Consider the following 12471-nt stretch of genomic DNA (forward strand, 5'->3'; position numbering starts at 1 on the left):
GGGTCAGCGCGCCCTGCCGGCGATGGTGGTGGGTGCCACGCCGAAGCGGCGGCGGAACTCGGTGGCGAAATGCTGCGGCTGGTAGCCGACCTGACGGGCAACGTGGGTAATCGACGTTTCGCCGCCCTCAAGCATCAGCCGGGCGGCATCCAGCCGGCTCGCCTTGACGAAGCCATAGACGGTGGTGCCGAACAGCGCCTGGAAGCCGGCCCCCAGCTTCTTCGCATTCGTGCCCACCCGGCGGGCCAGCTCCGGTACGCTCGGCGGCGCGGCGAGTTCGGCCAGGAGGATGCTGCGCGCCTCGTGCAGCCGGGCGATGTCGCGGGCCGACCATCCGCCGGGATCGCAAACATGATCCGGCATGGTGGCGTCGTCGAGCACATGGGCGACCATCTCCATCGCCTTGCCGGTCATGTAGAGACGGCGGGCAGGCCCCCGCAGCGGGCAGCCGAGCATCTGCCAGGCGATCGTCCGGGCCGCTTCCGGCAGGGCGGGGCGGGGATCGGGCGTCTTGCGCGCGATGAGCGCCAGCGTATCGCCGCCGATCAGCGGTTCGGCCATTTCCGCCTCGATCTGCACGAAGACGGCTGCGACGCTGCCGTCACGCAGGACGACATGGCGCGTCGCGACATTGTCGCTGGTGGAGAAGATCGTGCCGCCGCCGCCCTCCCAGCGATGTTCGCCGAACCCCTCCTGCTGGACCGAAAGGCTGCCTTCCAGCAGCGTTCCGAGCCAGTGGCCGGGCGGCGTTGTGCTTTCCCAGACCATTTCCCGCCGTACGCTCGATGTCTCCAGGAAAATGTTGAGGCCACAGGCGCGGATGATCTCCACGGCATTCTCCGCAGGCACGAGCAGCATCGCGGCCGGCGGGCGGCCGGCTTCCGCGTGTATCGGTTTCGACCGGAGAACGATCACAATATATGAATTTGTTAGTCAAGTTATTTGTGCACCTGTTCAGTCGAGCGCCAGCAATGGCGCGGCCAGCCGGCTGGACGTGAACCGGATGAGGGGCCGCGAGAGCATGACCGGCAGGATCCAGGACTGCAGGCGCATGCCGAACGTGCTCTGCGGGATGTAGTGCCCGCCGATCTTGCGGGATACGGACTGCATCCGCGTCACGAGCGGCCGCATCCGGGCCTCATAGCTCTCAAGGGCTTCCGTGTGGTTCTTGCGCGCGAGCTCGGCGGCAAGGATGTAGGCGCCGGCCATCGCGGTGGACGTGCCCTGGCCGGCAAGGAACGTCAGGCACCAGGCGGCGTCTCCGAGCAACGCGATCCGGCCCTTCGACCATTTCGGGACCTCGATCTGGGCGACCGTGTCGAAGAAGGCCTGGTCCCAGTCGATGGCCGATGTGAGCGCGGAGGCCACCGGCTCCGGCCAATGGCCGAACTCCTTTTGCAGCACGGCGCGCCGTGCCTCCGGATCGAGCCGGCCGGTCCGCGCGTCGCGCCAACAGAAGAGCGTGGCGGCGGTACCGTCGCCGACGGCGTAAAGGCCGCCCTGATGGTCGACGTCCATCATGCCGACGAAGCTTGCCCCGAGAGGTTTGCCGAGCGGCACGCGCCAGGCGCTGGCGCGGTAGCCGAGCGGCCGGAGAAATTCGTCGTGCGGGCCGAAGGCAAGGGCGCGGACCGCGCTGCGGTAACCATCCGCGCCGACGACGAGATCGAAGCGCTCGCTGCTGCCATCGGAGAAGGTGGCGTCGACACCGCCCCCGTCGTCCTCAAGTGCCGTGACGGTCGTCTCGTAGCGGATCGGGCACCTGCCTTCGACGGCATCGGTCAGGATCTCGTGGAAATCGCTCCGCATGATGGCGAGAAGCCGCCCCTCCGCCGCCTTCGCCAGCGTGCGGTAGTCATAGGAAAAGAGCTTTCGGCCGCGCCGGTCGAGATGATGGGCGGGGCCGAGCGGCATGGCCTTCGCCCGAAAGGCCTCGACGAGACCGAGCCGTTCGGCGACCTGCCAGCCGTTGATGTGCAACCCGATGGAATAGCCGCCGGTACGGCCACGGGCGGCCTTTTCCACGACGACCGGTTCGATGCCGTGCCGCAGCAGGCAGGCGGCGAAGGTCAGGCCTGCGGGCCCGCCGCCGACGATGAGGATACGCATGCCGGGCTCCTCAGAACGTCATGTTGATGCGGCCGCCGATCGTGCGCCCCTGCCCGAGCTGGTAGAGGTTGCCGAGACCGGGATACTGGAAGCCATAGGTCGTATAGGTCTTGTCGAAGACGTTCGTCACGAAGGCCTCGGCGGTGACCTTGTCGTCCAGCTCCCACTTGACGCCGAGATCCAGCAGCGCATAGCCCTTCTGGCCGATCGTGTTCGTCTCGTCGAAATAGTGTTCGCTGACATAGGTGAGGCCGGCATAGGGAACCAGCGCACCGCGACCGCTTTCCAGCTCGAAGCGATAGTCAAGCAGGAGGTTGGCGGTGAACTCCGGGGCATAGGGCACGGTGTTGCCGGTGAAGTCCGTGCCCGGCGTCACGGGATTGTCGTAGTCCGTAAAGCGCGTGTGGTTATAGGCAAGGCCCGCGGTGATGCCGAATTCCTCCGTGGGTTTCGCGCGGACCTTGAGGTCGATGCCCTTTGCCGTCACCTCGCCGACATTCTGGAGGTACTGCCACGGCTGCACGTCGACGAACATCTGGTAGTCCTTGGTGACGTTGTAATAGGCGGAAAGCTGCACCTCCAGCAGGCCTGCCTCGTCACGGTATTTGAGCCCCACCTCGCCATTGTAGGTGTGCTGCGGATCATAGGTGAAGGCGTTGTTGGCGGACGTCACGTTGCGGGTGAAGCCGCCGGCCTTGAAGCCGGTGCTGAGAAGACCATAGACGCGCCATTCGTCAGACAGGCCGTAGCTCGCGCCGAGTTTCGGCGAGAGGGCGGTGAACGCGTTGTCGCCGTTGAAATTCACGCCGCCCACCGCCTCGGCGGTCGCGCGCTCGTAATCGAGGCGCAGGCCGGGCGATATGTCGAGGCGGTCGGTGGCGTGCCAGGTCACATCGCCGAAAAGCGCATAGGAGTCGATCTTCTGCCGCGACGTCTGGTTGGCGATGGGCACGGTCCGCGTGAAGTCGAGATGCTGGTAGTAGAGGCCGGCCACATAATCGACGGGGCTGCCCTGATCGGGGTTGGAGGCGATGCGCAGCTCCTGGCTCAGCGTCCACTGCTTCTCCGGCGTGTAGGTGCCGAAGACCGTACGGTCGAGAGCGCTCTTCTGGTAGCCGGTCAGCGCCGTGACGGTGGCAAAGCCGAGATCGTAGGCGGCATTGATGCCAAGGTTCCAGGTGTCGAGATCGTATTCCGATGGCGCATCGAAGGCGATGCGGTCGTTCAGCATCGATTCCAGGACGAAATACTCCTCGGTCGAGGAGACATGGCCGCGGCCGGCGCTGACAGTCACGTCCCAGGGGCTTTCTGTCGGAGCATAACGGAGGCGGACCTGCCCGTTGACGTCCCTCGTGCCGCCGACATCCGCACCGGTCGTGGTCGTGTACATATCCTTGGTGTCCAGCAACGAAAGGCTCGCATCGCCGTAGAGCACATCCTCGATCAGCGGCGTGCTGGCATGGAAGGTGCCGCCGCCGCCTTCATTCGTCAGGTTGGCGTCGAAGTCGAACCGCGCCTCGTTGTCCGGCTTGCGGGTGACGATGTTGATGACGCCGCCGATCGCACCACGGCCATACAGCGAGCCCTGCGGACCATAGAGCAGCTCGACGCTTTCAAGGCCGCCGGGCAGTGCGCGAGTCAGGTTGAAGCTGTCCTGTGGCAGGCCGTCGACATAGACCTGAGTGCTCGGATTGTAGAAATCGAGCGAGGCCTGGCCGCGTATGGTGAAGTTGGCATAAGCGCGGCTGGAGCGCGAGCGGATGTTGACGTCCGGGAAGATGCGGTCGAGATCGGCGACGGTATCGATGTCGCTTGACAGAAGCACGTCCGTATCGGCGATATCGGCCGTGGACGGCAGCAGGAAATAGTCTTCGCTGCGCTTGGTGGCCGTGATGATGATCGGCTCGAGCGTCGATGCCGCGGCAACGTCCTGCGCCACCGCGCTGTAAGGCGAGAGGCTGGCGGCGAGGGCGAGAAAGGAGACGCCGGACAGGCTGTGACGCATCATGGTTCCGATACCTTTTCTGGAAGTGCGAGGCCCTGCGCCATCCGGGCGGAGGCGCCGAGCGTACGGGGAGCGAGGAGAATGGCGGCGAGGATGAGGACCGCCGAGGCGGCGAACAGCCAGCCATAGCCGAAGGCGCTGCCGAGCAGGCCGGCAACGGAGGACGCAGCAATGGCAAGGATCGCGTCGATGCTCTGGAGCACGGCGAAGTCCGTCGCCGTCTGTTCCGGATTGCACCAGTTCATCATGGCCGCATAGAGCGCGACGAAGGAAAAGGCGACGGCCCCGACCTGCACGAGCAGGAGGCCGAGGGCGAGCATCGGCGTGGCCGATCCGGTAAATTCGGCAAGGCCGAGCGCTGCGAGCAGAAGGACATTGAGCATGGCCGCGATCACGATCGACCGCGGGATGCCCGCCGCCTGCACGAGGAGAGCACCGAGCGAGGAGGCGATGAAGCCGGCGACCGCGCCACCTGCGCCGCGCAGGAGGCCGATCGTGTCGAGCGCAATGCCCTTGTCGACCAGATAGGGTCCGGTGAGCGCCGATCCCATGCGAAGGCCGACCTGGTACACCACGAGGAAGGCCAGGCCGTGCATCAGGGCGCGGTTCGTGATCGTCCGCCTGAGGCCCGCCATGCGGCTGGTCGAAGCCATCTTGCTCCTCGGGGCCGCAACGCCGCCGGACAGGAAGACCGGAATGGTCAGCAGACAGACGAAGCCGGCCATGGCGGCCATGGAAACCGCCCAGCCGGCATGCTGGTAGACGACGAGCCAGAGACCGCCGCCGATGAGGAAACCGAGATAGGCGCCGGCCGTCGAGGCCCCGCTGGCAAGCCCGCGGGATTCGGCATCGGAAGCCCGGACTGCTAGGGAATCGGTCGCGACATCCTGCGTCGCGGCGAAGAAACCCATGACGAGCAGCACCACGGCAAGGGCGCCCATATGGATCTGCGGCGGCAGCGCTGTGGCAGCAAGGAAACACAGGATGATGCCGAGCTGGCAGGAAAGGATCCAGATGCGCTCGCTCAGGAAGCGGTCGATCAGCGGCGCCCACAGGAACTTCAACGCCCAGGGCAGGAACAGCACGGCCAGATAGCCGATCTGATCGAGCGGCAAGCCGGCATCCCGCAGCACCACGGGCAGCGCGGTCTGTACCATCGAGCCGGTGACCGACTGAGCGGCGTAGAGGCCGGCCAGCAGGCCCAGCACGGCCCAGCTCGCCGAGCGTCCGGCGAAATTCACAACAGCAGTCGACATCAACCCTCACAATGCATTTCGCGACCTCACTAGGCCGATGCGCAAAACTTGACTATTGTAATCAGGTTCAGTGATATTGCGATCCGGTCCATTATTTGGTGAGGCAGATGAATCTCCGTGTGGAACAGCGCGTTCTAGCGCAGTCCGATCAGGACGACGTGGTCGTGCTTGGCCCGAGCCCTGCCGACCCGACCTTTTCCGCCACCTCGACGGACGGCGCCTACAAGATCCTCGGCGTGCGGCCGGGCCTCACGATCTCCGTCTTCGACATGGTGATCGGGGCCGATTTCGTCGGCCGCTTCGCAACGGAGCCCTGTGTCGCGATCGATTTCCTCTTCGAGGCGTCGGGACAGGGATGGCTGCTGGGAAGCGACGCCGAGCAACGGCTGTCATCTATCCCCTACCGGCCGGGCCGCATCTACATCATGGCCGCGCCGCACGGGGCCCTCGGCCTCTATGACGTGCCCGTGGGCACCCGCTTCAAGGGCATGGACATCCGGGTCGACATCAGCCTCTGGCAGAGGCTCGGCGCCGGCGACCTCCTTACCGATCTCGACGAGAACCACGCCCTGCACATGGCGTCCGGCAACGGCACCTGGGTCGGCGTTCTGCCCGTGCCACCGAATCTGCTCGCCGTCGCGCGCGCGCTCTTCGACAGCGCCATGGTGGAGGGGGACGACCTCGCCTTCGAGGCCCGCGCCCTCGACATCATCAATGCCTCCATCGCCGCGATGCGCCGCACGCAGCCGGCCCAGACGATCCCGCCGCGCGACCGCCGCCCGCTCCAGCGTGCCCGCGACCTGCTGGTCGACGAACTCGCCCGTCCCTGGACGCTCGACGAACTGGCCCGCGAGGTCGGCCTGACGCAGAAGCGATTGAAGTCCGGCTTCAAGAGCCTCTATGGCTTCGCCGTCTACACCTTCCTCAAGGAGCAGCGGCTTCTGGAAGCCCGCCGCCTGATCGAACGGGGGGAAATGAACGTCACCCAGGCGGCAATTGCCGTCGGCTACAGCAATCCGAGCCATTTTTCCCAGCTCTTCCTCCGCCGCTTCGGCATGCAGCCATCCCGCGCGCTTGCCGCTCGCCTCGAAGACGGGGAGGCGTGACGAAGGTCACTCCGTGGGGCAAAGGCGATGTGGAGATACCCAAACCCCGGCAGCAAGCGAATACCCGATCCGGCGTCCATATATGCGGTTGGCTGATGACATTCGGATTCTGATCGCCATATTTAAGGTGCGGTCGGATTGGAAAATGTCTTTGCAACGGGAGTGACGTCGGTGAGCGGACTGCGGAAGGGTATGCTTTTGGGTTTCGTCGCGGCATGTCTGGCGATGACCGTGGGCCTTCCTCTCGGTCATGCCGACGCCGCGGATTGCCGGGCGGACCCCGCGCCCGAGGTTGATTGGAGCGCCTGCAGCAAGAAGAACCTGATGCTGGGCGGCAGCGACTTCACCGGCGCCAATTTCCGCGATGCCGATCTGAGCTACACCGACATGCGCGATACGAACCTGACGGAGGCCGTCCTGGAGAAGGCGACCCTGATCCGGGCCTGGTTCAACGGTGCCCGTCTGAACAAGGCGAATTTCGCAAGGGTCGAAGCCTATCGATCCAACCTGCAGAATGTCGTTGCGCAGGGAGCCTCGTTTGCATCCGCAGAACTTCAGCGCGCCGCGTTCAATGGCGCCGACCTGCGCTACGCGAATTTCGAGAAGGCCGACCTCAGCCGCGCGTCCTTCGACCAGGCGATCCTCTCGGGCGCGAGCTTTGCCTATGCGAACCTTTCTCGTGCCGATCTGAGCAAGGCGAGCGTGGAAGGAACGGTCGGCTTCGACAGGGCGTTCATGCTGCTGACGCGGATCGAGAGCCTGGATCTTTCCCGCGCGACCGGCCTCGACCAGTCCCAAATCGACATTGCCTGCGGCGACACCGCGACGCGGCTTCCGAAAGGCCTCAAGACGCCGGCGACCTGGCCTTGCCCGAGGGACTGAGACGTCTCGTCTCCACTCACACGTTTCGCGATAGGATCGTCCGGCTCAGACGCTCGCGAACCTTTGGCCGTTCGCCTCCGCCATTTCTGGTATAGAAGAGCGCGGGATGCGCAGGATGCAGTCGATCGATATCAGGACGCACATGAAAACCGAAACACGCTTTTTCTTGCAGGACGACCCGGCGCTGCCCAGGCTGGCTGCATTGATGCAGGAAATGCAGACGCATTACGGGGTCTATTGTCCGTCACACGAAGAGATCATTGCTGGACTGGCGCGCCGCCCGCCCGCAGCGGAAATCCTCCTTTGCGAGGATGAAGAGGCCGTGCTGGGATTTGCCGCATTTTCCGCGATCTATCCCGGCCCCGGCCTGAAGCCGGGCATCTTCCTGAAAGAGCTTTACGTTTCAAACGCGCAGCGCGAGCGTGGCATCGGCAAGACGCTGATGCGGGCGCTGGCCCGCATTGCATCGAGCCGCGGCCTTTCCCGCATCGACTGGACGGCGGATTCGTCCGACCTGCGTCTCGTTGCCTTCTATGAGCGCCTCGGTGGCGCGCCCAAACCGGAAAAGCTGTTCTTCCGCCTGGAGGACGAGGCACTCGAGGCGCTTGCGGATTAATGCCGGGAACGGGCGCTGCCCCGCCAAGGGGCAGTGCCTGGTTATGCGGTCAGGAGGATTTTCCCGACATGGCCGCCGCTCTCCATATAGGCATGCGCTGCCCGTGCCTCCTGCAAAGGGACGGTCCGGTCGATCACCGGCGCGACCCGGCCGTTTTCCAGGAGAGGCCAGAGATCGCGGCGCACGCCCGCGACGATCCGCGCCTTCTCGGCGAGCGGTCGGTCGCGCAGCGAGGTGGTGAACAGCGAAGCGCGAAGACCCATCATCTGGCCGAGATTGATCTCCGCCGATCGTCCCCCCTGAAGACCGATCATCGCGATGCGGCCGTCATGCGCCAGCGCGGAGATGTTCCGTGAGAGATAAGGCGCTCCCATATTGTCCAGGATGACATCCACGCCCCTGCCGCCGGTTTCCGCCCGAACGACGGCAACGAAATCCTCGTTGCGGTAGGAGATCGCCCGGTCGGCGCCGAAGGCGCGGCAGCGCGACAGCTTCGCCTCTCCACCCGCGGTGGCGAAGACACGGCAGCCCATGGCGCGGGCCGTCTGGATGGCGAAGGAACCGATGCCACCGGCACCACCATGGACGAGCACGGTTTCGCCGGGCCGAAGCCGGGCGATATCGAGAAGATTGGACCAGACCGTGCAGGCAGCCTCGGGAAGCCCGGCCGCGGCGATCGGATCGACATTGGCGGGAAGCGGCAGGAGCTGTGCCGCAGGCACCGCCACCTGCTCCGCATACGCCCCGCCGGCGACCAGCGCACAGACCCGTTCTCCGACCTGCCAGCCCTCGACGCCGTCGCCCAGTTCGACGATCGTGCCGGAGCATTCGATGCCGAGGATCAGGGGCAGCGGAATTCCAAGGCTGTAGGTGCCCCGACGCTGGAGCAGATCGGAATAATTGAGGGCGGCGGCCGCAACGGCGATCACCACCTCTCCCGGTGCTGCGCGAGGTGTTTCCACCTCGCGCCACTCCAGGACATCCGGGCCGCCTGTGCGCGGCAGCAAGATCGCGTGCATCGATCGTCCTCCGCTCACTGGCCCGCGTCGATCTTGGTGGAGGTCATCGCCCATTTCTCCAGGCCGTGTTTCTTGAGAATCTCGGTATAGGTGCCGTCGGCGATCAGCGCGTTGATCGCCTTGGCGACGGCGTCCCTTGTCGCCACGTCGTCCTTCTTGAAGGCAAGCCCGAAGAGGCTGGTCAGCAGCGGCTCGCCGACGAGCGCATAGGTATCCGGCTCGTCGCGCATCAGGTGGACGACGAATTCCGGGCCGAGCACGCCGGCATCGAGGCGGCCCTGCTTCAGGTCGAGGCGCGTTGCCGTGGCGCCGTTCGTGCCGTTGACGATCATGGCCGGCTTGCCCGCCGCGACGCAGTTCTCGTCACTCCACTTCTTCGCCTCGGGGAAGTAACTGGTGAAGCTCGGCGCGCCGACGCGCTGGCCGCACAGGTCGAGATTCGTCTTCAGCGTCTCGGCCTTGTCCTTGAGCGTGAAGGGCTGCGCGCCCGTGACGAGATAGTCGACGAAGGTCATCTTCTCGCGGCGCTTGGGAAGATCGCTGATCGCGGCGCCGATCATGTCGATGCGGCCGGTTTCCACCGAGGTCATCAGCTGCTCGAAGCCCATCTCCTCCCACTGCACATCGATGCCGAGTTTCTTTCCGATAGCGGTCACCAGGTCGATGTTGAGGCCGATGCGTTCGTTGGTCGCCGTATCGCGATAGGCCATGGGCGGATAGCTGGATTCGATGCCGACGACCAGACGACCCTTGTCCTTGAGGGCCTGCGGCATGGCAATGTCCTCGGCGCCGGCCGTGGCAGGAAGGGTGATGGCGGCCGCGAGGGCCAGGGCTTTCAAAATTGCGTTTCGTTTCGACATGTTCATCCCTCTGATGGTGGTTGACGTTGGTCCGGCCGGTGCACGGGTCCGCTCTTCCAGAGAGGCTGGCGGCCCCATGCCGATGCGGCAGGGCGTGGCGGGATCTTCCTCGGTCCCGCCTAGCTAGTTACTTGTTTTTATTGCGGTTCCAAGGTTGGCAGAGTTCTGCCGGCGATCAAACGCAAATATCGGCTAAGGCTATGAGGAAAACGACTAGGGCCAGGATGCACAAACGCGATTGCCCGCAGGAAAGCACGTCGGGCTTTCCTGCGGGTCGACTTGCCGGCAGCGCGTGACCGGTCTTCTAGGCCGGTGCGGTGCTGGCTTCGTAATGCGCCAGGATCTCGGCGCCTGTCGCGATCCAGACGTCGTCGCGCGCGGCGATCTCGGCGAGGAAATCGTGGAGGATCCGCCAGCGCATCGGCCGGCCGGAAACTTGCGGATGCAGGACCAGGGTGCTCACTCCGCCCCATTCGTGGGTGCCGGCGAATTCTTCCCGCCAGAGGGGCAGGATGGCGTCCCTGCCGAAGAGCGGGCGGCCGTCCAGGCGGCTGGTGATACCGAAGTTCCAGTCGTCGAACGCATAGTTGACCGGAATTTCCACGGGGCCGGGCCGGCCGTCGGCCAGCTTGTGGCGATAGGGGCGGATATCGTCGCGGAAGGAGCTGGAATAGCGCAGGCCGCGTTCGGAGAGGTAGGCGAGCAGCTCCGGGAAATTCTCGCCGGACGGGGCCCGGTAGCCGACGGGCGTGACGCCAAGGCGGGATTTCAGCGCGGCCAGCCCGCGGTCGATCTCCTCCCTGGCCTCATCCAGCTTGTTGCGGTCCGGGCATTTGTGCAGGTAACCGTGATGGGCGATCTCATGTCCGGCCCTGACGATCGGCTCGCAGGCCGCCGTATGGGCCTCGGCGGTCCAGCCGGGAATGAAGAAGGTTGCCTTGAGGTTCAGCACGTCCATGAGGTCGAGGATCTTGGCGATCCCCACGCGCGCGTCGTAGCCACCCAGCGAGGTTGTCACCATCCGGTCGACATTGGCGTGGTTGTTGCCGATCCAGGCGGTTTCGGCATCGACGTCGAAGCCGATGAACAGCGCGCTCTTCTTGCCGTGCGGCCAGTCGAAATGCGGTGCGGGTGGCGCCGGGTTGAGCGGCCGGGGGCTGAGATCATATGTCATGAAACCTCCTCTTCAGGCAAAGACCGGCGGCTCGGGCTCCGCCGATACCAGCAGTTCGGGCAGGCCGCGGCAGTCGTCCTGCCGTTCCAGCGTCTCGACGAAGGCCGCAAGACCGGCAACGGGGGCGACGGGCAGCGCCATCGACGCGAGACTGTCGAACTTGGCGCGGATGGCCGCATCGGTCATGGGGCGTTCGCTGGAGCCGGTGGCACGCGGCACCATGGCGGTCCTGCTGTTGCCATCCGCGAAGGTGACGGTCACCTCGGGTTCGGCCATCTGCGGCATGTCCCGGTCGGGATGAAGCCGGATGCGGCCGAGCGCATCGACGATGCGCGGGTCGCTGCGCGCGGCGGCGGAATACTGCTCGAGATCGACGCGGCCGAAGACCGAGAGTGCGGCCAGCGCGTAGCCGAGGCTCATCTGGGCGCCTGCCAGCGTTTCCAGCCGCGCCCGGCCGCACATGTCCATCAGGAAAGGGCTTAGCCTCAACTCGATTTTCACGACATCGGCAGCGGCACGGCCTGTGTCGGTGAGGATATCGCGAACGGCGTCGATGGCGGAATGGGCGCCGCGGCAGGCGGCATAAGGCTTCAGCGAGGCCCGCTCGATCTTCCAGGCCGAGCCGAGACCCGCGGAAAACTCCTCCGGCCGGCCCGCATCGCGCACGAAGGAACGGAAGAAGCCACCCCAGACATCCTCGAAGACCTGCGCGGGGCCGGAAAAGCCGGCAGCGGCGAGATCGGCAGCAAGCAGGCCGCCCTCGGCGGCCCGGCCGGCATGCACCTTCTTCGCCTGGCTGCCGTCGTGGTTGAAGGCCCACAGGCCGGAAGAGAAACTGGTCGCCAGCGTCACGGCCTGACGAAACAGTGCACTGTCGTAACCGCGCAGCCGGGCGACCGCGGCAGCCGACGCCAGCGTGCCGCAGGTGCCGGTGGAGTGCCAGCCCGCGCCATTATGGGCGCCGTAACCGCCCGAGGCATCCAGCACGCGCCGGCCGACCTCGTATCCGGCGGTCAGCGCGCAGATGAGATCGCCGCCGGAGACCGGCGCAGGGCAGGAGGGCAGGGCAGCCAGCAGCGCCGGCAACACGACGGCGCCGGTGTGGTCGCAGCCGCCGGAATCATCGAGCTCGAAGACATGGGCGGCAACGCCGTTGACAAGCGCCGCATCGCGCGGGGCCGTCCGCTCGGACGAGGCCAGAAGCGGCGTCTGCCCGCCGGGTGCGGCGAGCGCCCGCATCCTGCGGAATTCGGCGGATCGGGTGCCGGCGAGTGCGGCACCGAGCGTATCGAGAAGGTGAGATTTCGTGCGGGCGACGATCCGGCCGGGCAGGTCGGCAGGGGCCAGCCTGGCGCAGAATTCGGCAAGCGCCTCGACATGCGGCAACGCCGGCAGGCCGCCTCGGGCAGCATCGGACATCATGACATCCTCATTGGGGCAGGCG

The 12471-nt window shown here is 65.7% G+C and carries 11 protein-coding genes; 3 read left to right on the forward strand and 8 right to left on the reverse strand.

Going from position 1 to position 12471, the window contains the following annotated elements; genetic code table 11:
* Positions 1-3: 3 nt before the first annotated feature.
* From AABQ55_RS35905 to AABQ55_RS35920, 4 genes are all read right to left on the reverse strand, one after another.
* Positions 4-831 (reverse strand): helix-turn-helix transcriptional regulator, encoded by an 828-nt coding sequence (locus AABQ55_RS35905; RefSeq protein ID WP_272809541.1) that lies wholly within the window; start codon positions 829-831, stop codon positions 4-6.
* 123 nt (positions 832-954) lie between these two features.
* The gene (locus tag AABQ55_RS35910) at positions 955-2109 is read right to left on the reverse strand and encodes an FAD-dependent monooxygenase (protein ID WP_272809540.1); all 1155 of its coding nucleotides are present in this window, start codon (positions 2107-2109) and stop codon (positions 955-957) included.
* Between the two features lie 10 nt (positions 2110-2119).
* Entirely contained in the window at positions 2120-4117 is a 1998-nt protein-coding gene (locus AABQ55_RS35915; RefSeq protein ID WP_272809539.1) for a TonB-dependent receptor, read from the reverse strand.
* On the reverse strand, positions 4114-5370 hold the full coding sequence (locus AABQ55_RS35920) for an MFS transporter (RefSeq protein ID WP_272809538.1): 1257 nt from the start codon (positions 5368-5370) through the stop codon (positions 4114-4116). The genes AABQ55_RS35915 and AABQ55_RS35920 overlap by 4 nt, the downstream gene beginning before the upstream one ends.
* A 107-nt stretch (positions 5371-5477) precedes the next feature.
* Between AABQ55_RS35920 and AABQ55_RS35925 the strand changes: the two genes are divergently transcribed.
* From AABQ55_RS35925 to AABQ55_RS35935, 3 genes are all read left to right on the forward strand, one after another.
* Complete coding sequence (locus AABQ55_RS35925) at positions 5478-6476, forward strand: helix-turn-helix transcriptional regulator (RefSeq protein ID WP_272809537.1); 999 nt, start codon at positions 5478-5480, stop codon at positions 6474-6476.
* Between the two features lie 225 nt (positions 6477-6701).
* On the forward strand, positions 6702-7358 hold the full coding sequence (locus AABQ55_RS35930; RefSeq protein WP_272809567.1) for a pentapeptide repeat-containing protein: 657 nt from the start codon (positions 6702-6704) through the stop codon (positions 7356-7358).
* Positions 7359-7473: 115 nt separating this feature from the next.
* Positions 7474-7974: a GNAT family N-acetyltransferase gene (locus AABQ55_RS35935; protein WP_443021347.1), complete on the forward strand. Its 501-nt coding sequence runs from the start codon at positions 7474-7476 to the stop codon at positions 7972-7974.
* Between the two features lie 41 nt (positions 7975-8015).
* Here AABQ55_RS35935 and AABQ55_RS35940 read toward each other — a convergent pair whose 3' ends face one another.
* From AABQ55_RS35940 to AABQ55_RS35955, 4 genes are all read right to left on the reverse strand, one after another.
* Positions 8016-8993, reverse strand: coding sequence for an NAD(P)H-quinone oxidoreductase (locus AABQ55_RS35940; RefSeq protein WP_272809536.1), 978 nt, complete (start codon positions 8991-8993; stop codon positions 8016-8018).
* 14 nt (positions 8994-9007) lie between these two features.
* Positions 9008-9832 (reverse strand): ABC transporter substrate-binding protein, encoded by an 825-nt coding sequence (locus AABQ55_RS35945; RefSeq protein WP_272809535.1) that lies wholly within the window; start codon positions 9830-9832, stop codon positions 9008-9010.
* A 325-nt stretch (positions 9833-10157) separates the two neighbouring features.
* Entirely contained in the window at positions 10158-11027 is an 870-nt protein-coding gene (locus AABQ55_RS35950) for a polysaccharide deacetylase family protein (RefSeq protein ID WP_272809534.1), read from the reverse strand.
* A 12-nt stretch (positions 11028-11039) separates the two neighbouring features.
* Complete coding sequence (locus AABQ55_RS35955) at positions 11040-12446, reverse strand: MmgE/PrpD family protein (RefSeq protein WP_272809533.1); 1407 nt, start codon at positions 12444-12446, stop codon at positions 11040-11042.
* Positions 12447-12471: the final 25 nt, after the last annotated feature.

This window comes from Shinella sp. WSD5-1 (assembly GCF_963942435.1).
Taxonomy (GTDB): Bacteria; Pseudomonadota; Alphaproteobacteria; order Rhizobiales; family Rhizobiaceae; genus Shinella; species Shinella yambaruensis.

Excerpts from the sequence above, each read along its gene's own strand:
- AABQ55_RS35910 (WP_272809540.1), bottom strand. The coding sequence starts at position 2,109 with ATGCGTATCCTCATCGTCGGCGGCGGGCCCGCAGGCCTGACCTTCGCC.
- AABQ55_RS35915 (WP_272809539.1), bottom strand. The coding sequence starts at position 4,117 with ATGATGCGTCACAGCCTGTCCGGCGTCTCCTTTCTCGCCCTCGCCGCC.
- AABQ55_RS35920 (WP_272809538.1), bottom strand. The coding sequence starts at position 5,370 with ATGTCGACTGCTGTTGTGAATTTCGCCGGACGCTCGGCGAGCTGGGCC.
- AABQ55_RS35925 (WP_272809537.1), top strand. The coding sequence starts at position 5,478 with ATGAATCTCCGTGTGGAACAGCGCGTTCTAGCGCAGTCCGATCAGGAC.
- AABQ55_RS35930 (WP_272809567.1), top strand. The coding sequence starts at position 6,702 with ATGACCGTGGGCCTTCCTCTCGGTCATGCCGACGCCGCGGATTGCCGG.
- AABQ55_RS35935 (WP_443021347.1), top strand. The coding sequence starts at position 7,474 with ATGCAGTCGATCGATATCAGGACGCACATGAAAACCGAAACACGCTTT.
- AABQ55_RS35940 (WP_272809536.1), bottom strand. The coding sequence starts at position 8,993 with ATGCACGCGATCTTGCTGCCGCGCACAGGCGGCCCGGATGTCCTGGAG.
- AABQ55_RS35950 (WP_272809534.1), bottom strand. The coding sequence starts at position 11,027 with ATGACATATGATCTCAGCCCCCGGCCGCTCAACCCGGCGCCACCCGCA.
- AABQ55_RS35955 (WP_272809533.1), bottom strand. The coding sequence starts at position 12,446 with ATGTCCGATGCTGCCCGAGGCGGCCTGCCGGCGTTGCCGCATGTCGAG.